This window comes from Luteibacter sp. (assembly GCF_009912395.1).
Taxonomy (GTDB): Bacteria; Pseudomonadota; Gammaproteobacteria; order Xanthomonadales; family Rhodanobacteraceae; genus Luteibacter.
Map to the genome: position 1 here is coordinate 263,624 of NZ_WNDO01000002.1, position 26,998 is coordinate 290,621.

Consider the following 26,998-nt stretch of genomic DNA (forward strand, 5'->3'; position numbering starts at 1 on the left):
CCGGAGAGTTCGCATGACCATCGGAAAGGCCCGCCAACGTCCCGCGCGAGCCATCATGGCCCTGGCCATCGGCCTGGCCCTGTGCGCCGGCACGACGCACGCACAGAGCGCTCCGTCGGAAAACGCCACCATCAACCTCGTGCGCCTGCTGGTGAAGCGGGGCGTGCTGACCCAGGCCGATGCCGATGGCCTCATCGCCCAGGCCAACGCGGACGCCACCCAGGCACAGAAGCTCGCCGGTACCGCCAACGCGGTGCCTGCTACGCCGGGCCAGGTGCGTGTCACCTACGTGCCCGAGGTGGTGCGCAACCAGATCAAGGACGAACTGCGCCAGGAAGTCGTGGCACAGGCCAAGAACGAGCATTGGGCTGAGCCGGGCAAGCTGCCCGAATGGCTCGACCGCGTCACCTGGACGGGCGACCTACGCGTACGCGACGAATTCCATTACTACGACAAGGGCAACGCGTTCCCCGTGGTGGACTTCGCCTCGCTCAACCGTACCGGTCCGTACGATCTGAACGGCGTCAATGCGCCGCCGCTGTTGAATACGCGTGAAAACCGTACCAATTCCCTGCGTATCAGCGCGCGCTTCGGCATGCTGCTGAACCTCGGTGAGAACGTGACGGCGGGCATCCGCCTGGGCACGGGCAACATCAACGATCCGGTGTCGACCACGCAGACCCTGGGTGGCGGCCTGACCAAGAAGAACATCTGGCTCGACCAGGTCTGGATGGCATGGCAGCCGACCGACTGGGCGAAGGTGATCGGCGGCCGCATGCCTAATCCCTTCATGAGCACGAACCTCGTCTTCGCGGACCACCTGAACTTCGACGGCGTCGCCGGCAAGTTCGACCTGCCGATCGCCGACGGCTTCCGTGGTTTCGCCACGGCGGGCATGTTCCCCATCGACTACCAGGGCGACGACTTCCCGTCGTCGGCGGCAGTCAAGAACGCCAGCCGCGACAAGTGGCTCACCGCGGCGCAGATCGGTGCGTCCTGGAAGTTCAGCGAAGATGCGGAGTGGAAGCTGGCGCTGGCCTATTATCGTTTCGACAAGCTGCGCGGCCAGCTTTCGTCGCCGTGCGCACTGTACCTCGGCGTGAACTACTGCAGCACGGACGCCAGCCGTCCGACCTTCATGCAGAAGGGCAACTCGCTGTTCCTGATCCGCGACATCATCCCGGATCCGAACAATCCGACCAACTACGCGCAGCCGCAGTTCGTCGGGCTCGTGTACGACTATCACGTCGCCAACGCCACGACCCAGCTCGACCTGAAGGTGGCCGATACGCCGCTGCGCCTGGAAGGCGACTACATCCGCAACATGGCCTATCACCGTAAAGACGCCTTCGCCCCGAACGTGGGTCTCTCGCGCCTGGTGAACAACTTCGGCGCGGGCGATTTCACGGCCGACAACTACAAGAGCGGCCCGGTCGGCTGGATGCTGCGCGCGACGCTCGGCAATCCGAACCCGGACGCTGCCGGCGACTGGAACGCGAGCGTGGCCTACAAGTACCTGCAACCGGATGCGACGGTCGACGGCCTCAACGATCCCGACTTCCGCCTGGGCGGTACCAATGCCAAGGGCTTCGTCCTGAGCGGTAGCTACGGCCTGTCGAAGTTCGCATGGTTGACCACGCGCTACCTCAACGCACGCCAGGTCTTCGGCGCGCCGCTGGCGATCGACGTGTTCCAGCTCGAAATGAACGCACGGTTCTGAGGAGGATTCGCATGAAACGCACGCTCATCGCCCTCGCGCTGCTGTCGATCGTACCGGGCGCGTTCGCCCAGACCGCGAGCCTGGAAAGCCGCTTGCGAGACCAGCTGCGCGAGACGCGCTCGCAGCTGCAGTCGTTGCAGGCCGAACAATCGCAGTGGGCGGCCGAGAAGGCCGCGCTCGAGAAGGAACGCGATGCCGCGAAGCAGGATGCCGAGACAGCCCGCGCGGGGGTCAAAAAGTCGACAGGTATGTCGCCGGAGGCGAGCAGGGTGCTCGCCGAGGAGCGTCAACGCAGGGAGGCGGCGGAGGCCGGTCTACAAAAAGGGAAGGCGGACGCGGAGTCGTCCGCAATGGCGCTGCGCACGGCGGAGACCGAACGCGTGCGCCTGGCCAAGGAACTGGATACGGCGCACGGGCAGGTCGATGCCTGCACCGCGCGCAACGTGCAGATGTACCGCGTGGGCCAGGAGGTGATCTCGGCCTACGAAAACCTGGACGCGAGCGACGTGTTGGCTTCTCGCCAGCCGTTCGCCGCCAAGGCTCGGGTGAAGCTGGAAAACGCCGCGCAGTCCTTCGGCGACCGGCTCTACGAGCAGCGTTTCGATCCGCGTGCGGGGCAGGCTTCCGCCTCCCCATGAACCAGGACCCTTCAGCCCAGTGGTTGGGCGCAATGGAATGTAAAGGAAACCGCAATGGACAGGGACGTCCCCTTCCGTCGGCGTGGTGTAGCGAGGCAAACCATGTATCCGGACCATGACATCGCCTGTACGCCCGAATACCGCGCGCAGCGGCCGCGACACTCGCGGGCCCGCGCCGAGGTCGATGTACGGATGGGTGGCATGAGTTGCCTGCATGCGCTGTCGGAAATGCTTCGCCAGCTCTATGCGGCACGCCAGGGCAAGCAGGCGGACCTGCTCATGGACCGTTGCTCCAGCGCCGCGCTGGAGAAGCTCCTGGGCGAATCGTCCGCTTTCCTGGGGGCCAGGGTGCGCTATGCGGTGTCCGACCGACTGCGTCACCGTAAACCCCAGTTGGACGATACGGCGATGCCCACGATCCGGGCCATCGCCAGTGTGCTCAACGCGTGGCTGCATGACGGGCGCCGGCTGGCGATTCGCAATGTGCTGCGCGAACTGAGCGCGGACGAGCTGAGAGAGCTTGCCGCGCTTCCCGAATTGAACGACGAGGTGGCGTCGATGACCGGTGACTTCGCGGGCGGAAGCTCGCCGTGACCGGCGCCACACGACAGGGCGGCCTCGCGTCGCCGCATTCCGTATCCCGAGGTCAGTCATGATCGTACGTACCCAGTCTCCCGAATCCCGCCGCCCGGCGATCGCCGTCGCACGCCCCACGTTGCGCCGACGCACCATGTGCCAGTTCATCGCGCTCGCGCTGTTCGGTGGTGTCGCTCACGCGGCCACGCCGCCAGCGTTCAGCCCGGCATGGTTCGCGAACAAGCAGGCCAACGCGGCCACGCAGGCACCGCCGCCGGGGCAGGGTGCGGGCAACGCGGGAGGCAATGTCTTCACACCGGGTAACGTGATGTTGCAGCAGCGTGTGCAGCAGTCGATCGCGAACCTCGACGCGGCCGCCCAGGCGGTGGCCGCGCAGATGGCGGCGCAAAAGGGGGCGCAGTCCGCCGCGCAGCAGCTGATATCCAACGTGCCCAATGGCATCGGTGACGGCGGCCTCAAGGTCGATCGCAACGTCGGTACCGATCCGTCGCTGTGGCAGAACGCCAACCAGCCGACGCAGACCGTCGCCAACGGCCGTACCAACGTCGAGATCAAGCAGACCGCCGGCAAGGCGATCATGACCTGGGAGTCGTTCAACGTCGGCAACCAGACCACGGTGCACTTCGACCAGACCGGCGGCAACCAGACCGGCGGCGGTAACCAGTGGATCGCGCTGAACCGGATCAACGACCCCTCGGGCAAGCCCAGCCAGATCCTCGGCCAGATCAAGGCCGAAGGCACGGTCTACCTGCTCAACCGCAACGGCATGATCTTCGGCGGCGGCGCGCAGGTCGACACGCATTCGCTGACCGCCAGCTCGCTGGACCTGTTCAGCACCGACGTGAAGAAGAGCAATGCGTTCTTCCTGAAGTACGGTATCGGTACCAACACGGACTCGGAGAACATCCTCGGCAACGGTGCGGGTGCGAGTATCAGGGGCTTCCTTGTCAGCGGATTGCTGACAGGCGTAGCCGGGGATGCACGCGGTGCGGTCACGATTCAGAAGGGTGCTTCGATCAACGCGACGAAGGACGGTTTCGTCATCGTGGCGGCACAGGACGTTTCGAACGCCGGTTCCATCGTCGCGGATGACGGCCAGGTGGCGATCGCAGCGACACCTGGACTCATCATGGGTAACGGGGGCGTCTCCGACATTCAGGCGTCAAGCTTCAATCAGTCGACGAACGGACCCGGTTGGAACGTCACCAATACCGGCCTGGTGCAAGCGAGGCGCGGCGGTATTCACCTTTTTGGCGACCACATGACGCAAGGCGGCGTTCTCGTCGCGTCCACAAGTCTCAGTCATCCGGGGCGGATCGCTTTCGATCCGTTGCATAGCGGCGACAATAAACTGGTGTTCGATACGTCGTCGGTGACCACCGTGCTCCCGGAGAAGGATGGCGAGACAACGACGTCGTCAGCCGCCGCGAATGCCGCCTTCGTCACCAGCCGGGTCGATGTCGGCTTGAATGCGGTACTTCGCAAAGGATCGCTTATCGAAGTGCCCTCCGGCAATGTGACGTTCGGTTTCTCGACCTATGTCGATACGGGGGCGACAGTAGACGTCTCCGGCCTTGCCAATGTCACTCTTCCGGTATCGTCCTTGTTGGTCACGATTCCCCGTATTGGCCAGAACGAACTGGCCGACTCTCCGCTACTTAGAAACAGCTTTCTTTTTACGCAGAAGAACGTAGCCGTAGACAGTTCGCAATCCGGAACGCGCACGGATGGGCTGAGTTGGGTGGGTAGCCCTGTTCTCAATGCCGCCGGTTACGTCTCGAACATACCGCGGACCGTTGATCAGTTAATGATCAATTCGGGCAACATCGCGTTTCAGGACAGCGCGGTGATTCGTTCGGGGGCGCAGATTCGTCTGGACGGCGGGTTTATCAACTATCTACCCGGGTACATCCAGACGCCCAGGCTTCAGGGCGCCAATGGCTTGATCTACAACCTGGCTTCCGCCGACCCGCAGGTATCCTATACGGGCTTTGCTGGCGTATACAGCAACGATCACGCACGGTGGGGGGTTACCGAAACATACGTCACGAGTCCGTTGTTGGCAAACATGGGGAGATGGGATCCCGGTTTTATCAACGGGGGTAATGCGGGAACGCTTTCGTTTGGCAAGAGCACGGACAATGGCCAGGCGTACCGCTACGTTATCGATGGCGACATTACGGCACATGCATACGCGGGCCGCGAGCAGGTGCGTAGCGGTTCGCTACCGTTGGCCGGCATCCTGGATATCCGGTCCCGCGACCTGGCCTCGTTAGGCGAATCGGTCAACGTCAGCCTGGCCGGGTCGGTCAACTACGTCATACAAAACGATCCCGTGCCGTTGCAGACCTATGCGCCGGATTTCGACGAGAACAGCACGTTCCCGGCCCGCGGTGGCGATCCTTCCGATCCGAGCAACCCTCTGTACTGGCATACCTTGTCGACGGCAATGATCGACAATGCGGGCTTTCGTCGCCTGAAGCTGAGTACACCGGGTACCGTGTTGATCAAGGACGGTGCCACCCTGCGTCTCGCCGACGGCGGCTCGGTCGATATCGCCGGTACGAGCATCGACGTCCAGGGCGACATCGTCACCCACGGCGGCAGCATCACCCTTGGCGTGCGTGGCCAATCCGATAATTTGCCCACCAATGTCGCCACTTCCCTGGTGATCGGCGAACACGGCCGCCTGGATGCCAGCGGTCTTTGGGTCAACGATTCGGGTCGAGCGGCGGATGCCGCTCAAGGTCGAGCGTTCATCAACGGCGGCTCGGTGACGCTGTCGGCCTGGAAGGGTGGCCGGTCCACGGCCGGCGATCTCACGCCGGATATCAGTGTGCTCAAGGGCAGTGTCGTCGACGTGAGCGGCGGTGGTTATGTCGGCACCGATGGCAGGCTGGCGATGGATGGCAACCTGCCGCTCGGACGGGGCGGCGATGTCACGATCCAGAGCCATACGGATGGCGGCCTCAATACATTCACGAATGTGACCCGCCCCAATGACCTGGCGGGTGGAAAGATCACGCTCGACGGCACATTGCTGGCGGATGGGTTCTCCGGTGGCGGCACGTTGACCTTGCATGCGCCGTATATCCAGATCGGTGGCGAAGCCATCGACGATGACAGCGTAGCCGCCCTCTATCTCACGCCCGATTTCTTCGTCGGTCAGGGCTTTTCCCGTTACAACCTGATCGCAGATACAAATGTCGTGACGGCCCCTGGGGTGCAACTGCAGGTCCGGCCGTCCTACATGGTGGGCGACCGTACCGCGTTGCTGACGCTGGGTAGCCGCACGTCGCTGTTCGGCGATTCCGGCGCCGCGATGATTCATGCTGGCAGCGTGGCCGCCTACGACCGGTACCGCCATCTTCGTCAGGGCGATGGCATTTCGATGCAGGCCGGTCTGTATCAGGGATGGAATGCCGGAACGCAGACGCCTTCCTACGACGCCTTGACCGGCTCGGTGATCGTGGGCGACGGCGCTTCGATCGATGTCGGGGCGGGCGAGACCATCGCACTCAATAGCGCAGGTCGCATCGTCGTCGGCGGTGCGTTGACGGCGCGTGGCGGCAGCATCCTGTTGCACGATATCGGCGTCGCGATCAATACGGACCCCGTGGGTCGGCAAATCTGGCTGGGATCCAACAGCATCCTCGATGCTCGGGGCACGACACTATTGGACCCTTCGGCGGGCGCGCTTCCCGGTACGGGAACGACGATCCGGCGCGATGGTGTGCTTCTGGGGGGCGGCACCGTTGAACTCCAGTCCGATGCCAGTCTCGTCGCCGAGCGTGGCGCGACGGTTCTCTTTTCGGGCGCGTCGGATCATTTCGACCTGGCGGCCGAGGGGCGCCAGGCGGGCCTCTCGTCGACGCCTTTCGTCGATACGCCGGTGTGGAGCGATGGCGGCAGCCTTAGCCTGCAAGCCGCCAAGACGCTCCAGTTCGATGGCACGATCGATGGTCACGGCGGTGGCCCCTCCGCCCGGGGTGGGCGCTTCAGTGTCGCGACGCGTTTCCCCGCCAAGGGCACCGCCGGGACCGTGACGACGCTGTTCATCCAGCAAAGCGGCTGGTTGGCCCAGCCGGTCGATCCGCTGGCTTCCGTCGAGCCAGGCCAAGGCCTGACGGGCAACCTGCGATTCGCCGTCGATCGGCTCCAGGACGCGGGACTGGACGATGTCCTGATCGGCAAGACCTTTAGCGATGACGACCCGTCCGTTCCGACCACCAATATGGCCTTTGCCGGCGACGTGAATCTCGCCACCGGACGTAGCGTACAGGTCAGCGCAGCCGCGGTAGCCGCCGTCGCGCCCGATGCCCGCGCGCTGCCTTCGAATGGCGCGACAGGCGTCGGCGGCGGAAGGGTGACGATCTCGGCCCCCTACGTGTCCTTCAGCAACCCCCGTATCGCCGACTCGATCCTGACGGCGAGTGGTAGCGGCTCGCTTTCGGTGAATGCGGATTTCATCGATATTGGGGGGCGTCTTTCCCTGGCCGGCATGGCCGACACGGCGTTCACTTCGACGGGAGACATTCGTTTCTCCTTGCCCGCGAACTCGGCATACAGTGCGAGTGGTCCAGCGACGGGATGGCTCTACACCACGGGAGACCTCGACTTCACCGGTTCGCGTGTCTATCCGGCGACCGACTATCGCTTTCTCATCGATGCCACGAATCCTGTCCGCAAGACGACGGTCAGCTTCCATCAGGCGGCGGTTCGCGACACGTCGACACCGTTGTCCGCGGGCGGTGTTCTCGCGGTCGGCGCCGACACTATCGAGCAACGCGGTACGGTGTGGGTGCCGTCGGGTGCCCTGGCGCTGGGTACCGACAATCCCGCGGCGACACTGGCTGCGCTCGGACTGGCATCGTCGATGCCGTTGGGTATCACGAGTGCCGTGCATCTGGCGCCGGGCAGTGTGACCTCGGTATCGCTGGACAACGCGATCGTGCCCTATGGCACCACGGTCGATGGCAAGGACTGGCGTTACGATGCCAGCAATGTGCTACCCGGTCGGATCGTGACCGCCCCGCCCGAGAAGACGCTGTCCATCGCGGGCGGAACCGTGGCCGTCGACGCCGGCGCAAACGTGGACCTGAGCGGCGGTGGCCATGTGCAGGCCGTGGAGTGGGTGCCGGGAACCGGTGGCTCGCGCGACGTGCTTTCGCAGTACAACCTCAGCTATGCGAATTCGACGCAGGGCCAGCAAGTGCCGCTTTATGCGGATGGTCGGGCTATCTATGCCATCGTCCCGGGTTACGACGCGCCGTTGGCGGCGCATGACGCGGCGCTGGAAAAGGGCGCCGGCGCCGGGCCGGCGGTGGGCCAGGGCGTCTACCTGTCCGGCGTGCCTGGTCTGCCGGATGGCGTGTATACCCTGCTTCCCGCACGTTATGCGACGCTGCCCGGTGCCTATCGCGTCGTCCAGGATACGTCGTCGAGCAACGCGGTGCTGGGACGAAGCACGACGATGCCCGACGGCACGGTGGTGGCGTCCGGTTACTTCGCTGACACGCTGACCGGTGCCCACGATGCACAGGCGAGCAACTTCCTCGTACAGTCCGCGAAGGTCTGGGGGCAGTACTCGGAATACAGCATCACGTCCGCGGACACGTTCTTCACGGACGCCGCTGCCCGCTCGGGCTCGGTGGTGCCGCAGCTCGGCGCGGATGCGGGTCGCCTGACGCTAGCCGCCTCGGCGGCGCTGACCCTCGGCGCGACACTCAATGCGCAACCGGGTACGGGCGGTCGCGGATCGCAGGTGGATATCGCCGGTGACGCCATCCAGATCCTGGGCGGAAGCGGCCAGGCGCGTGACGGTTACCTGCACGTGGACGCGGACGGCCTGTCCCGGCTTGGCGCGGGCAGCCTGCTGATCGGCGGCAAGCGCTCGCGCGAGAGCGGCGGCGACCGGGTAGACGTGCTCGCCGATAACGTCCTGTTGTCCAATGACGCGGCGCATCCCTTGCAAGGTTCGGAAGTCATCCTCGTGGCGAACGGCCAGGGCGGGGTGACGCTCGATGCGGGCAGTTCACTGCTCGCCAACGGGGCGACGAGCGGTTCGACGACGCCGCTTCTCATCGGCCGCGTGGCCGACAAGACGGGGAGCGCCGTGGTCGGCGATGGCTCGCTGTTGCGGGTGTCGGGTGGTGACGTGGGGCGCGTCTTGCGCGCCAACATCACCGGCCTCGACGGTGTGGCCGGCCTGGCAGGCGGTTCCCTCTCCATCGGTTCCGGTGCCTCGATCGGCTCCACGGGCTCCATCAGCATGGATGCGACGGGTGCCACGACGCTGGCCGACGATGCGCACCTGAAGGCCTCGGCGATCGACGTGACGGCCAATCGCATCGCGCTCTCCGGCGTCGACGCCTCGGCCGCGGATGCGTCGGGGCGGCTGCTCGTCGGCCCTCGCATCCTGGCCCAATTGGCCGGGCTCGATGCGACCGTGCTGCGCGGCCGTTCGGGCATCGACCTGCTCGGCGACGTGAACCTTGGTGTCGCCCATGCGCTCACGCTCAGTGCGCCGCAGATCGTGAGCGACGGCGGAAAGACGACACTGAAGGCCGACATTCTCACCCTGTCCAACGATACCGGTAACACCTCCGCGCCGGTCCAGGCGGGTCACGGGTCGCTCGGGATCGACGTCCGTGAGTGGCATACGGGTAACGGCAATCTCTCGCTGGGCGGTCTCGACACCGTCAACCTGCGGGCGTCCGCGGGGATGTACGCGTCCGGCGTCGGCACGCTGGACCTGGGCGCTGCTGCGCTCAACGCGACGACACCGGTCGTCGTGGTGGATCACGGTGCCAACGCGCACTGGCAGGGTACGGGCGCCATCCTTATCGCCGCGACCGGAACGGGAGCAGGCATATCGACGACGGCCAGCGCAGGGCAGCTCGGAATCAAGGGTGCCTCCATCGACCTGGGTAGCAACCTGCTGGCGAAGGGAGGCACGGTCAATCTGGATGCGACCACGGGCGGTATCGTCATCGAAGATGGCGCGACGCTCGACGTGTCCGGACTGTCGCAGGCCTTCAACGATACCTCTGTGCATGTGTCGGGAGGCTCCGTTTCCCTGCGGGCGGAGCAGGGCAATATCCGCATCGCGCCGACGGCGGTCATCGACATCCGTGGCGATGTCGCGGGTGGCAATGGCGGCAGTCTCGACCTGCGCGCGGATGCGGGTCGTGTCGACGTGGCGGGCAACATCGCCGGATCCGTCGCGACCGGGTACTTCGGCTCCTTGTTCTCCCTCGATTCCCTTGGTGCGGTGGACCTCGGTTCGCTGACCGACAAGCTCGCGTCCGGCAGCGTGGACGGTCGCGTCAAGGTGCATACGCGGCAGGGCGACCTTGCGGTCGACGCGGGCCACACCTTGCGGGCGCACCTGGTCACGTTGACGGCCGATGGCGGCGCCGTGAACGTCGGCGGTACCGTCGACGCGTCGGGCACGTTTGGCGGCACGATCGCCCTGAGTGGTGCGCATGGCGTGGACATCGACGGCACGTTCGATACCAGCGCGTCCGCCAAGGGCCGTTACGGCGCCGACATCACGCTGGCGACGTCCGGAACGGGCAATGGCACGCTGAATAGCCAGTACGGCTATGAGGAAGTGACCGCCGACAACGCCGGGCATATCCGCATCGGGCAGGGCGCCCGCATCGAGCAGGGCGGCGACACGGCGAACGGCAACCTCTATCTGCGCGCGCCATTGCTCGCCAATGGCGATACGCCGGTCGATATCGCTTCGTCCGCGTCGATGGCGCATACCAGGAACCGTACGCTCGAGGTGTACGCCATCTGGGATACGCAGGATGCGAAGACCGATCCGTCGAAGCACTTCGATGGCCTGGTGGATCCGGCGGGCTGGTTCCGCATGGACGACGCCACCGGTCGCCCGGTGCTGGTCGCGGGCACGTTCACCGACAGCAATGGCAACGCGGTCGCCGGTCCGGATCCGACCGACATGGCCAAGGTCACGGATTTCCTCGCTCGTTACACCTTCACGCCGGATAACGCCAACACCGATCATCAAAGCTTCTACGGATTCCTGAACGGCGATTCGTCGCAAGGTCCGGGCGCGCTGATGGGCTTCGTGCAGTCGCCCGGCTTCACCTTCGAGTCGCGCCTGGCCGGTGTCGCAGGCCTGGCGGTCCGTCCCGGTATCGAACTGCGCAATGGCGACCCGAATGTCGACAAGGGCGCGATCAGTGTCATGACGCCGTGGAACCTGGGGGCGGGTACACGGAACGCGGACGGCTCGCTGCAGCTCGACTATCGTTACAAGGGACAGGCTCCCGTGCTTTCGCTGCTCGCCAGCGGAGACCTGAACGTGAGAGCCAGCATTAGCGACGGCTTCTTCCAGGATGGCAACGCGGGAGGCAGCGCGGGAACGCCACCGCCGCCCGCCAGCTACGACGCCGCGGTCGCCGCATGGCAGGCGTTGTTCGACCTGGGCCTGGGCGTCGAACAATACCCGGATCTCTTTGAGCAGCCGACGCAGTTGACGAGCGACCCCACCCAGCTGTTCGACTATTACGGCCAGTACGTCGCTTATGCGAAGTATCTTGCCGCGCCGATCCCGGACCTGGCTGGTTACCAAGCCGCCCAGATCATCCTGTACGGGCTTGGTTATCAGATGACTGTTCCGGTGCCGAATGCACCACCGCCGCCCGCGCCACCGACGACGTTGACGTCCTATCTTGCGTACATGGCGGTGTATCCGGCGTACCTGAAGGACTCCGCGACCAAGTCGGGATTCGCGGACTCGCTGTCCGTGCCGGAAGGCTTCCAGAAGCTCTACGCGCCACTGGCGACGACGACTCCGATCGACACCAGTGCGCCGGTCGACAACAGCCCGTCGCCGCTTGCGTTGTCCTCCAATCCGCTACCTTTCCTCAGCGCCGGCCTGACCGGTGGCTCGAGCAGCTCCTATCGGTTTGTCGCCGGCGCGGATCTGTCGTCCTCCGATCCCCTCGCGACGTCCGCCGTCACGGTGGCCAATCTCCATCTGGCCGGTCATACGGAATTCAACGATACGGTCGGCGGTCGCGTGCTCGCGGCCCCCACGGTGGTGCGCACAGGCACCGGCGATATCGATATCGTGGCCTCCGGCGACCTGACCTGGGATGACGAAAAGGCGCCGGCGGCGGTGTATACGGCAGGCGAACCGGCACCGGGGACGCAAGTCGGCACCGGCGCATCGATCCTGCAGCCATCACAGGCCGGTTTGCTCGATCGGCAAGCGACGCCCGAGCTGGTCCTGTCCGGCGCGGTGAATCCGATCAACGCGGGCCATGTCGGCCTGAGCGCGGGTCGCGACATTCTCGGAAAACAGGACATCACTGACGTCGACGGCACGTTGACGGGCACGGTGGGCACGCCGCTGGCCCAGTATTGGTGGCAGTGGTTGCAGACGACGAATACGGAAGCGCGTTCGTCGATCAACTTCGGCGCGTTCGATCAAGGTGTGATGAGTGCCGGCGGTAATGTGGCGGTGTCGGCAGGCGGCGATATCCGTCAGCTGTCGGTGTCGCTGCCGACGACCTGGTCGATCAATACGGCAGCCGACGGTACGCGATCCTTGACGACCTACGGCGGGGGCGATCTCGACGTGAAGGCCGGAGGCGACATCCTCAGCGGAAGCTACTTCGTGTCTCGTGGTCAGGGCACGATCCGTGCGGGTGGCAACATCGGCTCGGATTTCTCGACCACCTATCGCATGCCGGATAGGAGCCAGGCAACCGGTCCCGTGTCCACCCTGCTGGGCATGCAGGATAGTCGCCTGGACGTGCAGGCAGGCGGCAGCGTGAGCCTGGGCGGCATCTTCAATCCATCGTGGCTGGATTCGTCCGCCGTGAACGCGCTGATTCCTGCAGGTCACGCGGATGGCCAGTCGTATTCGCAGTCGTCCCGCATCGACGTGACGGCGCTGGGTGGAAACATTGTATACGGCGACCTGGCCGCACCAGTGCAGTTGTTCGCACCAGGTATACGTAGTATCCAGGACGCCGGTAGCGATACCGCGGGAGACATACTCCCCGCCACGGTGAACTTCGCGGCGGTGTCGGGCAGTATCGACCTCGAAGGATCGGGCGAACTTTTTCTGTCGTCCAATGGCAACCTGAGTCTGCTGGCCAAGGACTCGATCACCTTCGACATGCCGGCGATCGGGCTGGGCTGGCGTTATGGTTGGGGCTTGATCGACGCGCCGTTGTCTTCGATGGTTTCCCCGCTCAATCTTCCGCCGCTGACCGACCAGAGCGCGACGATCATCAATCATCTTCGCCAGTACGGTTACCTCGACATCGGGAATTTCCCGACAGTCGGCACGTCGAACTTCGTCCACGCGTCGACGCCGTGGCACGCCGACGATACCCAGCCGGTGCGGATCTACGCGCAGACGGGCGATATCGTCAATGGCACCGGTGGCGGCGTGGGAGGCGTCTACCTGGTTACGTCAAAGGCGACGAAGATCAAGGCGGGCCGGGATATCGTCGATCTCGCCTATGTAGGGCAGCAGCTGCGCGGCGCCGACATATCGTCGATCGAGGCCGGGCGCGATATCTACGATACGCCGTTGACGACGACGGCGGCCACCCAGTTGTCTCCGCGGGCGGTCTTCCCGAGCCTGCTCCAGGGTGGTCCCGGCTACTTCTATGTGACCGCGGGCCGCGATATCGGGCGGCTGGCGTCCCAGTCGGAGTACTACGCGTTATTGCCGTACGTGCAGACACAATACATGGTCGCAGCCCAGCCGGGCAGCAGCGCATTCATGACGGGTATCGACACGATCGGCAATCTCTACAATCCCTACCTGTCCCCGACGGGCGCGTCGATCTCGATCGCATACGGCATCGCGCCGGGCATGGACAGCAAGGCCTTTGTCAGCGCGTATATCGACCCATCGACATCGAAGCCGCCGGGCCTGGACGACGGAGCGAAATCGCTGGTTGATTTCGTGCAGTCATACGACGCCGGCCTGCAGGTCGACACCGGTCTTGTAGCGAACGCATCGACGCCCGTCTATACGACCGAACAGGCCTGGACGCGCTTCCAGCAGCTGCCCGAGGAAGCCCGGAACATCTTCATCCAGAAGACGCTGTCCCGAGTACTGGCCCAAGTAGGCAAGGACTACAACGATGCCGGCAGCCCGTTCGCCGGCAAATACGCCCGAGGCTTCGCGGCCATCAATGCATTGTTCCCCGCATCGCTGGGCTACACGGCAAACGGCCTGGAAGGCGGGCTCAATGGCGCCGGCACCACCGTCCATACCGGTGACCTGGATATCCGTGGCAGCACCATCCAGACCCAGCGTGGCGGTGACATTTCCATCATCGCGCCGGGTGGACAGGCGCTTCTTGGTAGCGTCTCGGCTCCGCCAATCATCGTGTCGTCTGCTGGCGTGGTGCTGGCCGGCCCGAACACGCAAGGCGTGCTTACCCTGCAGGAGGGCGACATCACCTTCGTTACGGACCGCAGCACGCTTCTGGCGCAAAGCCGTATTTTCACGGAACAGGGCGGCGACATCGTGATGTGGAGTTCCAACGGAGATATCAACGCGGGCAAGGGCGCGAAGACGAACAGCGAAATTCCGCCGGTGCGCTATCTCTGCACGGTCGATGCGTGGTGCGCGCAAGACCCTTCCGGTCAGGTCGCCGGTGCGGGTATCGCCACGCTGCAGACCGTGCCGGGGGCTCCGGAAGGCTCGGTCTACCTCATGGCTCCGCGTGGTACGGTCGATGCGGGCGATGCGGGAATTCGTGTTTCGGGAAATCTCGTCGTCGCTGCGGCGCGTGTCGCCAATGCCGATAATGTGCAGGTGAAGGGGGAGTCGGTCGGACTGCCCGTCGTGCAAAGCGTGAACGTGGGCGCATTGAACGCGGCCAGCGCTGCGGCGAACGCCGCCAGCAAAGCCGCCGAGGATGTGGTTCGCCAACAACAGTCCGATAGCCGCGACCGCATACCGTCGATCATTTCGGTGCAGGTGATCGGGGGAAACAGCGGGGCAAGCGTGAGCCCGTCGAAGGCGGCCGGCGCGTACGACAGCGATAGTGCCGTACAAGTCGTGCGGCGCGCGGGCTATGGCGATGGCTTGACCGACGCGGAGCGCTCGCGGTTGCGCTGAAACAATCGATAGCTATCGTTTGTTCGCGCGAGGGTGACGATCGTCGTCACCCTCGCGTCTTTTTTTCTGTCACTGTCATCTCGCATGTCATGTCGAGTGACGAGAACCGCGCGTTAAACCTGTCATCGTCCTGGCATGTTGCGCGACATGCCTGCGTCATTCGCAGGACAACTGGCTATCGAATAATCGTGCGGCCTCCAGAAGGAGGTCCATCGATTAGGGGTAATACCATGTTCAAGCGTAACGCTATGGGGAACACCCGCACGAAGCTCGTCGCGGGAGCGGTACTTCTCACCCTCGGCCTCACGGCCGCCGGCTCGGCGATGAGCACGGACACGTTCGGCGGTGGCGCTACGCTGCCCGCCGGCGCTTACGTTGGTTTCGATTTCCTCAGCGGCGGCCAGAAGCAGTCCGCCAACACGTCCGTCAACGCCACGGGCGCGGCGACGGTTTCGGGCGGCTCGCTGTTCGGCGCGTGGGCTGCTGCCAGCAGCAACAAGGTCTCCTACTGCCAGACCGGTAGCGGCAACGGCAAGAAGATCTTCGACAACTCCGACGGCACCAACCACCTGACCGCCGTGGGCGCCTGCGACGGTACCACCGCTGGTTTCAATGCCCCGGCCGGCGTGCTCGTCAACCCGCACTTCGCGGGTAGCGATGCCCCGATGTCGACGACGGAATACAGCTGGTTCAACACCGGTGGCAAGACCGCCACCTATGGTGAGCCGACCCAGTTCCCGGCCGTCGCCGGTTCGATCGCCATCATCTACAACAACGGCGACGTCACCACCCAGCTGAACCTGACCGACGCGCAGATCTGCAGCGTGTTCAACGGCACGACCACCAACTGGTCGGCGTTCGGTTTCCCGTCCAAGCCCATCAAGGTCGCCTTCCGTTCGGACGGCAGCGGCACGACGTTCTCGCTCGCCAACCACCTCGCCACCGTCTGCTCCGGCACGGCCAGCCAGCACTTCGTCGTTGACCAGGCCTTCAGCACGGTCATCAGCAAGTTCCCGGCCCTGTCGGGCTCGATCGGTGCCAGCGGTAACCCGGCTGTCGTCACGGCCGTGAACAGCAACGACGGTGCCATCGGCTACGCCGAGTCGGCGAACCTCAAGGCCGCCGCTTCGCTCAACCCGAACGTGAAGGCCAGCAAGGTCAACGGCTTCGACCCGTACTCCGACTTCCCGGTCGCTGGCGGCGTGCCCGTCGGTACGAGCCCGAACACGGGTGGCAACACGACCGCCAACTCGATCAACGTCGCCACTTCCAACGACCGCGCCATCACCGGCGTCGACGCCACCACGGGTCGTCCGACCCTTGGCGCGCTGACCCCGCTCGGTCAGACCGGTTGCATGAAGATCGTCGATCCGGCGAACTATGCCAACAGCACCACGCGTTACCCGATCGTCGCCGTCTCGTACCTGATCGCCAACAACAAGGGCAACGGCACCGACGCCGCCGCCGTCCAGGGCCTCATCGGCTCGGCCTACGCTCCTTCGGCTGGCGTCACCTCGATCGGTCAGGGCACGGGCTTCGCTTTCGTGAAGCCGGTTCCGGCCATCGCTCAGTCCGCGATCAACGCCTGCGTCAATATCTGATCGAACTCCGATCAGGATTCATGGAAGAACGCAGGGAGGGGTCTTCGGACCCCTCCTTTTTTATGTGTTCGTGGCGTATGTCGTCATCGCTCCGAAACCAACACGTGACTATGCTCACCGCGACCAGGAGGGGATGATGCGACGCATACGGAACGACGGTTTCAGCCTGCTCGAAACACTGGCGGCGATGTTCCTCCTGGCGCTGTGCTTCGGTGCGCTGATGCGGGCCACGGGTGCGTCGGTGGCGCTCAACTCCCGGGCTTCCGAGTACACGCAGGCATCGCTCTGGGCGAGCGGTCTCCTCGACAGGACCTTCGTCGCGGAATTTCCGGAAGAGGGCACGCGTAACGGTCGCTTCGACGACACCTATCGCTGGACGATGAAGGTAAGCACGCCGCCGGAATCGTTGGCCTTGCGTACGAAGGTGCCGATTCATCTCTATCGCGTCGAACTCACGGTCGAGTGGAACGAAGGCGGCAAGACCCTTTCCTCCCACTTCGAGACGTTGCGCACCGTATCGGAGCGTCCGCGCGCGCAGGAGTTGCCCTTCTACGCGCGGGGCGATTCATGAAACGCGCGGCGGGTTTCAGCCTGATGGAGACGCTGGGCGCGCTGGCGCTGCTCGCGCTGCTTCTGCTGGGCGTTACCGCGTCGTTGCAGACGATGGCTCGTTCGACCCGTGCGGGCATGGCGTCGACCGAACGGCTGGACCAGGTGCGTGCGGCGCAGATGTACATGCGGCGTGCCTTGTCCGAGGCGATGGCGTATCCCTGGGCCTTGCAGGAACGACGTCCGGTGGTACTGAAGGGAGCCGCCGACGAGGTGTCCTTCGTGGCGTCCGGACCCGGTTATCTGGCCCGCAGCGGCCTTCAGTTGCAACGGCTCGCCATCGTGGGCGAGGAGGGCGACAAGCGTGTCGAGGTGGCGTTCGCACCGCTCGCTGCGCGCAATGCGGCGCAAATCGTGCCTTCGGAGCCGGAAGTCCTCATCGATCACGTGGTCTCCGGGCATTTCGTCTATAGCGGCCTGGACAACGAAGGCAATCCCGTCGCCTGGCAATCGACGTGGCCCTTTCCGAATCGTCTTCCGACGATGGTCGGCGTGGAGCTGGTGATCGCCGGTGGCGTTCACTGGCCGACACTGACGGTGCCTCTGCGCATGGATCCGGCGGCGACGAATGCCCGCGAAGCGTTGGCGCGGTTACAGACGGCGAAGGGGGCATGATGCGCGCCGTCGAGCGACCGTCCGTTCGACAGCGCGGAGTCGCGCTGTTGATCGTGCTGTGGGGATGCACCCTGGCTGCGATCACGCTGGGTGCGCTCGCGACCAACGCGCGTGTCGAAAGTACGCAGGCCCGTGGGCAGTCGCTGAGGATGCAGGCGTTCTATGCAGCACAGGCGGGGATCGAGCAGGCGGTCTTTCGCCTGAACGCCAGCGAGGACGCGCAACGCTGGTTGGCGGACGGCAGACCGTACCGCCTGAAAATAGGAGATTCCGATGTCGAGGTATCGATTCGCGACGAGGACGGTAAAATCAATCTCAATACGGCATCGCCCGAGGTGATCGGTCGCTTGCTCGCGGCGTCGGGCGTGGAGGCCAGCGGCATCCCGGGTGCGAGCGCCGCGATCGTGGGATGGGGCAAGCGCGGCCACATGGATGCCTCCATGCTGCTGGCGAAGGGTGGTTTCGCCAGCCTGGAGGAACTGTATCGCGTGCCGGGGCTGCGCGCCGATATCGTCGATCGCATTTCGCCGGCCCTGACGCTGTGGTCCGGTGAGAATCCCAATCTCGCGCACGCGTCGCCGCTCGTCGTCTCCGCGGTGACGGGGGCGGACGCCGTCGCCGCGCAGGCGTATGTCGCCAAGGTGCATGAGCTGCAAGCCGGAAGTTCCAACCTTCCCCCGATGCCGGGTACGATGCCGGGGAGTGCTTCGGTGGGCGCCAGTGGGGTGGTGAACATCGTTTCCGTTGTAAAAGGGGATAAGGGCCCCGGCTTTACCCTCGATGTGACCTTGATCCTGAAGAGCGAACCCGGCGATCCTCGGGCTTATCGCGTTGTCCGCTGGCGCGAGGTATCACCTTCGGGCGATACCTGAACACGGACGGCAGGGCCTCCCATTGCCGCAAAGGTTTCCTGAATGACCCGATTTACGAAAATCGGCGCCACGGCGCTACTTGTCGGCCTTTCCGGATGCGCTTCGCTGCCGCAACCCAGCGATGATGGTGCATTGCAGCGAGAGGCGATGGCGGGCACGGAGAAAGCCGCGCCGGTGCCGACGACGATCGACAACGCCAATCCGACCACCTCTCGCCTGCCTTCACCGTCGATAGAGCGCGGCACGGGCCAGTTCGTGAAGCTGGTGGGCCTGGCCAAGCCGCGACCCGTCGCGCAAGGCGAGGGCACCGTCACTTTCAATTTCGAAAACCAACCGGTCGAAGCGGTCGTGAAGGCGATCCTTGGCGACTTGCTGCACGAGAACTACTCGATCGTGCCGGGCGTGCAGGGCAACGTCTCGTTCTCCACCTCGCAACCGGTCACCGCGGGTGACGCGCTGCCCATCCTCGAGACCTTGTTGTCGTGGACAGGCAATGCGCTGGTGCGTACCAACGGTCGCTACGTGGTGATGCCGACCAAGGATGCCGTGCCGGGTAACGTGGTGCCCAGCATTGGCGCGACGGCACCGGTCGGAGGTCTCCAGGCACGGCTGTATCCGCTGCACTACATCTCGGCCGCCGAGATGCAGAAACTCATCAAGCCCTTTGCCCGGGCCGATTCGATCCTGCTCGCCGATCCTACGCGCAACGTGCTCGTGATGGCGGGCACCACGAGCGAGCTGGAAAACTACGGGCGCACGGTGAAGACCTTCGACGTGGACTGGCTCAAGGGCATGTCCGTCGGCGTCTTCAGCATGCAGCGCGCGCAGGTCAAAGAGCTCACGCCGACGCTCGACAAGCTGTTCGGCGAGAAGGGCAACACGCCCATGGCGGGCCTGCTGCGCTTCATCCCGATCGAGCGTACCAACTCGCTGGTGGTCATCAGTCCGCAGTCGGCGTATCTGGAAGAAGTGAAGGGCTGGATCGACCGCATCGACAGTGGTGGCGGCAACGAGCCGCAGCTCTACGTGTACGACGTGCGCAACGTGCAGGCGGCCGACCTCGCCGATTACCTGTCGGACATCTATGGCAGCGCGAGTGGCGGTCGTTCTGGCGATCGTGGCGGTCGCGTGGGGCCAGGCCTCAGCTCGGGCACGCTGGGCGGTGGCAACAGCGATCTGGGCAATCGAGGTGGCTCGGGGCTGGGCAGCACCACCGGCGCGTTCGGCAATACCCCTTCACCGTCGTCGTCGTCGAGCGGTGCGTCGGCCTCCGCAGGTTCGAATGGTGCCAGCGGTGGCGCGTCCGGCGGACTGGTAACGAGCGCGCTGGGTGACAGTGGTTCGGCATCCGGCTCGGGCGCCGGCGGCAGCTCGGCGCGCCATTCGTCCAGCACCACGGAAGACGGCGTGCGCATCGCGTCCGTGGACGGCAGCAACCAGGTCATGGTGCGTTGTCGTCCGTCGCAGTGGAACGAGATCGAGCAGGCCATCAAGCGCCTCGATACCGTGCCGTTGCAGGTGCAGATCGAAACACGCATCCTCGAGGTCGCACTGACCGGCAGCTTCCAGTTCGGTGTGCAGTGGTATCTCGAAGGCCTGGTCGGTGGCACCAACGGGTCCGTCGGTCAGCCGGGTAACCAGCAGCAGTGGGCGCTGGGCAACGGCGGCAATGTCTACAACCCGAAGACCGACAGCTTCTTCTATTCGTTCGTCAACAAGGATATCTCCGTCGCCATTCGCGCGATGGAAAAGAATGGCAACACGAAGGTCCTGTCCGCGCCATCTCTCGTGGTGTTGAACAACCAGAAGGCGCATATCCAGGTCGGCGACCAGATTCCCATCACCCAGACCTTCGTCAACACCAACGCCAATGCGGGCAACACCTATGGCCAGGTGGAGTACAAGGACACGGGCGTGATCCTCAATGTGCGCCCGCGCGTGAATCCGGGTGGCCTGGTCTACATGAACGTCAATCAGGTGGTCAGTTCGCCGGGTGACAAGGACGCCACCACGGGCAACTTCCCCATCCAGCAGCGCGAAGTGGCCACCCAGGTGGCCGTGCAGAGCGGCCAGACCGTGCTGCTGGGCGGCCTCATCAAGCAGAACGACAGCCTTTCCAATACCGGTATCCCCGGCCTCAATCGCATACCCATTTTCGGCAGATTGTTCGGTACAACCAGCCGCGACCGGACCCGCACCGAGCTGATCGTGCTGATCACGCCCCGCGTGATCAGTGACGGCAGCGATGCCAAGCGGATCACGGACGAGTACCAGCAGAAGTTCGAATCGCTGCGTCCTTACCGCCCCGAGGGCTGAACGACGTCGCATACACCGGCATCACGGGAGCCGCCGCAGATTGGGGTGGTCTTAAGGGTGCGGGAGGATGCGTGATCCACGATCTGGCCAGCTGGTCCAGGGTGTTGGAGCTGATGCCCACGGCGATGTTCGTGCGCGACGCGTCGCACCGCTGGGTGTTCGTCAATCGCATGGGCTGCGAGTATTTCGGTGTGTCGCCCGGCGATGTGCTGGGCAAGGACGACGAAGCCCTGTTTCCTCCCGAGCAGGCCGCGCGTTTCGCGCGGGGCGACGAGGCGGTGCTCGCCGGTGCCGAGGTGGTGGAAAGCGAAGAAGCGGTCACCGACCCCCAGGGGCGGGTCCGTACGCTGATCACCCGCAAGACCTGCATCGAACTCGACGGGCAGCCCCATGTGTTGGCGTCGGTCACCGACATCACCGAACTGCGTGAATCCGAAGCGCATGTGCGTTGGCTCGCCTATCACGACGCGTTGACCGCGCTGGCGAACAGGACGTCGCTGTTTTCGCGCCTGGATGCCGCGGTGGCAAGGGCGGCCGCCGGCCAGGGCGAGGCGGCGCTGTTCTACCTGGACCTCGATGGGTTCAAGCGCGTGAACGATACTTACGGACATCAGGCCGGCGATGAACTGCTGCTGCAGTTCGGTACGCGACTGCGTGGCGCGGTGCGCGCGGAAGACATCGTCGCCCGCATCGGCGGTGACGAATTCGCGATGCTGGTCGAAGACGACGGCACGCTCGATATTGATGCGCTTGCCTCGCGCGTGCTGGATCTGGCGAGCATGCCGTTCGACGTATTGTCCGCGAAGGCGCTGGTGGGTACGTCCGTCGGTATCGTTCGACTGGATCGCGACGCTGTCGCGGCAGGCGAAATGGCGCGCAAGGCCGACGCCGCGCTTTACGAAGCGAAGAAGCGTCGCAATCGCTATGTCGTCTATACCGATGAACTCGACGCAGCCGTCGCGCATCGCCGCAAAATGGAAGTGGCGCTAGACGAGGCGCTGTCTACCGGGGAAGGGCTTGCCTGTCACTACCAGCCCCTGGTGGATGCCGCGTCCGGCCACGTAGTCGGCGTCGAAGCCTTGGCCCGCTGGCGGCATCCCACGCTTGGCGTGGTATCGCCGATGCAGTTCGTCGCCGTCGCCGAGGAAACCGGCCTGATCGGCCGGCTGGGCGAATGGATGCTGCGCACCGCCTGCGCTCGCGTCGTGGGGCTGCCGGAGCTGTTCGTGGCGGTGAATGTCAGCGCGGTCCAACTGCGCGACGATCGGTTCGCGGACAGGGTGCTGGCGATCCTCGCGCAAACGGGTCTGCCCGCGGCCCGGCTCGAACTGGAGATCACCGAGACCGCCATCGTCCATGCGGACGGCGCGGCGGTACGCCTGCTGAGGCAGTTGCGGAAGGCGGGCGTGCGCATTTCGCTCGACGACTTCGGTACGGGCTATTCCAGCCTGACCCTGCTGAAGGACCTGGACGTGGACAAGGTGAAGATCGACCGGTCCTTCGTGCAGATGGCTCCGCTGGCGGAGGACTCCGCCGCCATCGTCCGCGCGGTGTCACACCTGGGTGCGGCGCTGGGACTGACGGTGGTGGCCGAAGGGGTGGAGACCGAGGAGCAGTGCCGTTTTCTGCAGGACGCGGGCTGCGACGAACTCCAGGGCTACCTTTTCTCCGCTGCCGTCCCGGAAGATCGGATCGAGCGCATGAGGTCGTCGTTCACGCCTTGCCCGTCGGTGGACTCGGCCACATAGGGCATGGGCCAGGTGTGGCGCAGGTCGGGCATGCCGGGGACGGTGGTCGGTTGCGGCATCGGCAGGGGCATGCGCGGCCCTGGTGTATCGCCCGTGGCGTCGCCGACGATGGCGATCACGCAGTCGCCGCTTTCCTGGGAGGTGCCGAACGACAGTCGCCCCCACGGCATCTGCATCATCAGGTAGCGGTTGGGCAACATCGACGGTGCGGCCGGCAGGTGCGTATCGGAGCCGGTCGCGTGAAAGGTCGCCGGCAAGTCGGCACGCGAGAAGCAGGGCCGCTGTTCGAGCTGGATGGAGGTGAAGCGGACCATCGCCACGTCGCCGCCCTCGTCGAAGCCGCGGGCTTCGAAGGCGCTCACGCGATAGCCGTCGCGGGTGATGAAGGGTTCGCTGCGGACGATCAGCGGCGGCGCATCCGGGGTGGCATGCAGGCCGCCGGGGAGCTTGCGCGAGAGCATGTCCATCGCATTGGGCAACGTGGCCATGGTGCCGTTGATCAGCTCAACCAAGGTCTTGTCGCTGCGCTGGATGGCCGCCACGGGCTGGGCACCGGCGGTCGTGGCCAGGGCGGCGGCGATCAGGGCGACGAGCGGACGGTACGGGCGCATGGGACGCGACGACAGGGATTCGGGGGCGCTAGTGTGCACGACTTCGGGGGCGACGTGAGGGCAGTGAGGTCGGCAGGGCTTGCATGTCGCCCCGGCGCCCGGATATTTCCCTGAACGTTCCACGATCGATCCCGATGACCGACCTCCATTTCGACAACGCCTTCGTCCGCGAGCTGCCTGGCGACCCTTCCGGCGGGAACGAGCCCAGGCAGGTGGCCGGCGCCGCCTATTCGCTCGTGCGGCCCACGCCGGTGGCCGCGCCGCGGCTCGTGGCAGCCTCCCCGGAGGTCGCTGCGATGCTGGGCCTGGACCCTGCCGCGCCGGGCTTCGCGGAGGTTTTCGCCGGCAACCGTGCGCTGCCCAGCATGACGGGCTACGCCATGGCCTATGGCGGCCACCAGTTCGGCCAGTGGGCCGGCCAGCTCGGTGACGGGCGGGCCATCGGCCTGGGCGAGGTGCTGACGGCGACCCAGGGTCGCCAGGAGCTGCAACTAAAAGGGGCAGGGCGCACGCCGTACTCGCGTGGGGCCGATGGCCGCGCGGTATTGCGCTCGTCCATTCGCGAGTTCCTGTGCAGCGAGGCCATGCATCATCTGGGCGTTCCGACCACCCGGGCGCTATCACTAGTGGCCACGGGCGACGAGGTGGTGCGCGATGTGCTCTACGACGGCCACCCCGCGCCGGAGCCCGGGGCGATCGTTTGCCGCGTGGCGCCCAGCTTCATCCGCTTCGGCTCGTTCGAGCTGCCGTCGTCGCGCAACGACCTCGACCTGCTGCGTCGCCTGGTGGATTTCACCATCGCCACGCACTTTCCTGCGATCCAGTCGTTGCCGGCCGCCGAGCGTCTCGCGGCGTTTTTCCGCGAGGTCTGCGAACGCACCGCCACGCTGATGGCGCACTGGATGCGCGTGGGCTTTGTCCATGGCGTGATGAACACGGACAACATGTCCATCCTGGGCCTCACCATCGACTACGGTCCCTATGGCTGGGTCGACGATTTCGATCCGGACTGGACGCCGAACACCACCGATCGTCGCCAGCGTCGCTACCGTTTCGGCCAGCAGCCGAACGTGGCCTGGTGGAACTTGCAACGGCTGGCCCAGGCGCTGGCGCCCCTGTTCGACGGCGTGGAGGCCTTGCAGGCCGGACTGGATCGCTACGTGGAGGTCTTCGAAGCCACCGACGCGGCGTTCGCCCTCGGGAAGCTGGGCCTGCTCGACACGCGACCGGGCGATGAGGCGCTGGTGGCCGACCTGCGCGGCGTCCTGGCCGCCGGCGGCATGGACATGACGATCTTCTTCCGCGACCTGGCCCTGCTCGACATCGACGCGCCGCATGCGGGCACGGTGGGGGCGGCGTTCTACGAGGAGGCCCGCCGCGTCGCGACGCAGGAGCTTCTCGATGGCTGGCTGGGTCGGTATGCGGCACGGGTCAGGGAAGAAGGCTCGCCGGAGGGCGAGCGCCTCGCGCTGATGCATGCCTCGAACCCGCGCTACGTACTGCGCAACTACCTCGCCCAGGAGGCGATCGATTGGGCGGAGCGGGGCGACGATGCCGGTGTCCATGACCTGCTGGACACGCTGCGCCGTCCCTACGACGAGCAACCGGGTCGCGACCACCTGGCCGGGCGCCGTCCCGAGTGGGCACGCGACCGGGTAGGGTGCTCGATGCTCTCGTGCAGCAGCTGATCGGGTAGGGCGAAAGGCATCGGGTGCCTTTCGCCCTCGGGAAAACGGCGCGCTGTCGCTAGAATGGTCGGTCCCGATCCCCGCGAGTCCGTCCTGCCGTGTCTGCCGGTTCTGCTTCCGATGCCGCCCTCGAGGCGCTGTTCGTCCCGTTTTCCACGGGCGAACTCGCGCTGCCGCCCAAGGGTGACCTGCTCTTGCTTCGCGCGCGCGACGGCTTCGCGCTGCGCGAGCACCGGCGTCCGGGCTGGATGATGCAGCAGTCGTTCAAGCCGGCCGCCAACGCGCTGGCGCGGTCCGGTTTCGAGGTAGTGGCCGAGCCGCCGGAGGGGCGCTACACGATCGTGATGGTGTTGCCGACGCGTCAGCGCGAGGAGACGCGCGCCTTGTTCGCGCAGGCCATGGCGCGGCGCGGCGCGGGCGGCATCGTGCTCGTGGCGGTGCCCAATACCGAGGGCGCCAAGACCGCTGAGGCCGATCTGGCCCTGCTCGCAGGTGGCGTCACGACACTGTCCAAACACAAGTGCCGGGTGTTTTGGACGCGATCGGACGCGGTGGCCGATCCGTCGCTGATGGAGGCGTGGCTGGCGCTCGACGCGCCGGTTTGCGTGGCTGACGACCGGTTCACCAGCCGTCGCGGCCTGTTCGCCTGGGATCGGATCGATATCGCCTCGGCGCTGCTCGCGGAGGTATTGCCGAACGACCTGTCCGGCCGCTTGGCCGATCTCGGTGCGGGCTTCGGTTATCTCGCCTGCGAGGCCATCGCGCGTTGCGAGGGCATCGTGTCCGCCGACCTGTACGAGGCCGAGGCGCGCGCTGGTGCCAGCCCGAGCCAACCTCGCTGAGGCCGTCGCCCGTTCCGGCCGCGCCGTGGAGACCGCGGTGCACTGGCATGACGTGACCCAGGGCGTCCCCGCCACGTACGACGTGGTGTTGTCCAACCCGCCGTTCCACCAAGGGCACGCGGGAGAGCCCGACCTGGGGCGGGCATTCATTCTCTCCGCGGCCCGTGCGCTGTCGCCGCGCGGACGGTTCTGGATGGTGGCCAACCGCCACCTGGCCTACGAGGCCACGCTTGCCGCGCATTTCGGCGCGGTGCGTACGGTTGTGGAACGCGATGGATTCAAGGTCATCGAAGCAAAGGAGCCCCGCCAATGAAACTCTTACGCCTGTTGGCGAACCTCGGCTATGGCAGCCGCAAGCAGGTCGCGGCGATGTTCCGCGAAGGACTGGTCACCGACGCTTCGGGCGAGGTGCTTTACGCGGACGACAAGATGGAGCATGCCGACGTGCGCTTCGACGGCGAGCCGCTCGATCCGCCGCAGGGCCTGGTGGTGATGCTGCACAAGCCCACGGGGTACACCTGCTCGCGCAAGGACGTGGGGCGCCTGGTCTACGACCTGCTGCCGCCGCGGTTCGGCCTGCGCAATCCCGTGCTGTCCACGGTAGGCCGGCTCGATCGGGATACGTCGGGCCTGTTGCTGTTCACCGACGATGGCGGCCTGCTGCACCGGATCATCTCACCGCGCGCATCGGTGGCGAAGGTCTACGAAGCGACGCTCGCGCAGGACCTGCGCGGCGACGAAGGCGCCCTTTTCGCGGCCGGTACCCTGATGCTCGACGGCGAGACGGATCCCCTGGAGCCGGCGACGCTCGAGGTGCTCGGGCCGCGACAGGTGCGCCTGACCCTCACCGAGGGCCGTTACCACCAGGTTCGCCGCATGTTCGCCGCCGTAGGCAACCACGTGGAGACGTTGCGGCGCACGGCGCTGGGTGGCCTATCGCTGGATGGCCTGCCCTCCGGCGAATGGCGGGCGCTGTCGCCCGACGACGTGCGCGGTATTTTCGGCTAAGCA

Annotated in this window: 13 protein-coding genes and 1 pseudogene; 13 read left to right on the forward strand and 1 reads right to left on the reverse strand. The window is 65.5% G+C overall.

The window, feature by feature from the left end; genetic code table 11:
• The first annotated feature begins 13 nt into the window (after nucleotides 1-13).
• The 10 genes from GAK28_RS03730 (at nucleotide 14) to GAK28_RS03775 (ending at nucleotide 22,846) form a co-directional block, all read left to right on the forward strand.
• On the forward strand, nucleotides 14-1,720 hold the full coding sequence (locus GAK28_RS03730; protein WP_291775229.1) for a putative porin: 1,707 nt from the start codon (nucleotides 14-16) through the stop codon (nucleotides 1,718-1,720).
• Between the two features lie 11 nt (nucleotides 1,721-1,731).
• Nucleotides 1,732-2,358 carry a hypothetical protein gene (locus GAK28_RS03735; protein ID WP_291775230.1) on the forward strand — a complete coding sequence of 209 codons (627 nt, stop codon included), beginning with the start codon at nucleotides 1,732-1,734 and terminating at the stop codon, nucleotides 2,356-2,358.
• Between the two features lie 102 nt (nucleotides 2,359-2,460).
• Nucleotides 2,461-2,952, forward strand: coding sequence for a hypothetical protein (locus GAK28_RS03740; protein ID WP_291775232.1), 492 nt, complete (start codon nucleotides 2,461-2,463; stop codon nucleotides 2,950-2,952).
• A gap of 58 nt (nucleotides 2,953-3,010) precedes the next feature.
• On the forward strand, nucleotides 3,011-15,085 hold the full coding sequence (locus tag GAK28_RS03745) for a filamentous haemagglutinin family protein (protein ID WP_291775233.1): 12,075 nt from the start codon (nucleotides 3,011-3,013) through the stop codon (nucleotides 15,083-15,085).
• A 230-nt stretch (nucleotides 15,086-15,315) separates the two neighbouring features.
• A complete protein-coding gene (locus GAK28_RS03750; protein ID WP_291775234.1) occupies nucleotides 15,316-16,686 on the forward strand; it encodes a substrate-binding domain-containing protein in 1,371 nt (456 codons plus the stop codon).
• 136 nt (nucleotides 16,687-16,822) lie between these two features.
• Complete coding sequence (locus GAK28_RS03755) at nucleotides 16,823-17,257, forward strand: prepilin-type N-terminal cleavage/methylation domain-containing protein (protein ID WP_291775236.1); 435 nt, start codon at nucleotides 16,823-16,825, stop codon at nucleotides 17,255-17,257.
• The gene (locus GAK28_RS03760; RefSeq protein ID WP_291775238.1) at nucleotides 17,254-17,910 is read left to right on the forward strand and encodes a general secretion pathway protein GspJ; all 657 of its coding nucleotides are present in this window, start codon (nucleotides 17,254-17,256) and stop codon (nucleotides 17,908-17,910) included. The genes GAK28_RS03755 and GAK28_RS03760 overlap by 4 nt, the downstream gene beginning before the upstream one ends.
• The gene (locus GAK28_RS03765) at nucleotides 17,907-18,782 is read left to right on the forward strand and encodes a type II secretion system protein GspK (protein WP_291775240.1); all 876 of its coding nucleotides are present in this window, start codon (nucleotides 17,907-17,909) and stop codon (nucleotides 18,780-18,782) included. Before GAK28_RS03760 ends, GAK28_RS03765 begins: the two co-directional genes overlap by 4 nt.
• Nucleotides 18,783-18,824: 42 nt before the next feature.
• The gene (gspD, locus tag GAK28_RS03770; RefSeq protein WP_291775242.1) at nucleotides 18,825-21,098 is read left to right on the forward strand and encodes a type II secretion system secretin GspD; all 2,274 of its coding nucleotides are present in this window, start codon (nucleotides 18,825-18,827) and stop codon (nucleotides 21,096-21,098) included.
• 71 nt (nucleotides 21,099-21,169) lie between these two features.
• Entirely contained in the window at nucleotides 21,170-22,846 is a 1,677-nt protein-coding gene (locus GAK28_RS03775) for a GGDEF domain-containing phosphodiesterase (RefSeq protein ID WP_291775244.1), read from the forward strand.
• Here GAK28_RS03775 and GAK28_RS03780 read toward each other — a convergent pair.
• Nucleotides 22,756-23,457, reverse strand: a complete 702-nt coding sequence (locus GAK28_RS03780) for a hypothetical protein (RefSeq protein WP_291775246.1) — start codon at nucleotides 23,455-23,457, stop codon at nucleotides 22,756-22,758. The two genes, GAK28_RS03775 and GAK28_RS03780, sit on opposite strands and share 91 nt — an antisense overlap.
• Nucleotides 23,458-23,591: 134 nt before the next feature.
• Here GAK28_RS03780 and GAK28_RS03785 point away from each other — a divergent pair, with 134 nt between their 5' ends.
• The 3 genes and pseudogenes from GAK28_RS03785 (at nucleotide 23,592) to GAK28_RS03795 (ending at nucleotide 26,995) form a co-directional block, all read left to right on the forward strand.
• Complete coding sequence (locus GAK28_RS03785) at nucleotides 23,592-25,145, forward strand: YdiU family protein (RefSeq protein ID WP_291775248.1); 1,554 nt, start codon at nucleotides 23,592-23,594, stop codon at nucleotides 25,143-25,145.
• Between the two features lie 98 nt (nucleotides 25,146-25,243).
• Nucleotides 25,244-26,300 (forward strand): annotated as a pseudogene (locus tag GAK28_RS03790) (methyltransferase).
• The gene (locus GAK28_RS03795; RefSeq protein WP_291775250.1) at nucleotides 26,297-26,995 is read left to right on the forward strand and encodes a 16S rRNA pseudouridine(516) synthase; all 699 of its coding nucleotides are present in this window, start codon (nucleotides 26,297-26,299) and stop codon (nucleotides 26,993-26,995) included. Before GAK28_RS03790 ends, GAK28_RS03795 begins: the two are co-directional and overlap by 4 nt.
• Nucleotides 26,996-26,998: the final 3 nt, after the last annotated feature.

Bases quoted from the DNA above. Each gene is read 5' to 3' on its own strand.
- GAK28_RS03730 (WP_291775229.1), top strand. From the start codon at position 14: ATGACCATCGGAAAGGCCCGCCAACGTCCCGCGCGAGCCATCATGGCC.
- GAK28_RS03735 (WP_291775230.1), top strand. From the start codon at position 1,732: ATGAAACGCACGCTCATCGCCCTCGCGCTGCTGTCGATCGTACCGGGC.
- GAK28_RS03740 (WP_291775232.1), top strand. From the start codon at position 2,461: ATGTATCCGGACCATGACATCGCCTGTACGCCCGAATACCGCGCGCAG.
- GAK28_RS03745 (WP_291775233.1), top strand. From the start codon at position 3,011: ATGATCGTACGTACCCAGTCTCCCGAATCCCGCCGCCCGGCGATCGCC.
- GAK28_RS03750 (WP_291775234.1), top strand. From the start codon at position 15,316: ATGTTCAAGCGTAACGCTATGGGGAACACCCGCACGAAGCTCGTCGCG.
- GAK28_RS03755 (WP_291775236.1), top strand. From the start codon at position 16,823: ATGCGACGCATACGGAACGACGGTTTCAGCCTGCTCGAAACACTGGCG.
- GAK28_RS03760 (WP_291775238.1), top strand. From the start codon at position 17,254: ATGAAACGCGCGGCGGGTTTCAGCCTGATGGAGACGCTGGGCGCGCTG.
- GAK28_RS03765 (WP_291775240.1), top strand. From the start codon at position 17,907: ATGATGCGCGCCGTCGAGCGACCGTCCGTTCGACAGCGCGGAGTCGCG.
- gspD (WP_291775242.1), top strand. From the start codon at position 18,825: ATGACCCGATTTACGAAAATCGGCGCCACGGCGCTACTTGTCGGCCTT.
- GAK28_RS03780 (WP_291775246.1), bottom strand. From the start codon at position 23,457: ATGCGCCCGTACCGTCCGCTCGTCGCCCTGATCGCCGCCGCCCTGGCC.
- GAK28_RS03785 (WP_291775248.1), top strand. From the start codon at position 23,592: ATGACCGACCTCCATTTCGACAACGCCTTCGTCCGCGAGCTGCCTGGC.
- GAK28_RS03795 (WP_291775250.1), top strand. From the start codon at position 26,297: ATGAAACTCTTACGCCTGTTGGCGAACCTCGGCTATGGCAGCCGCAAG.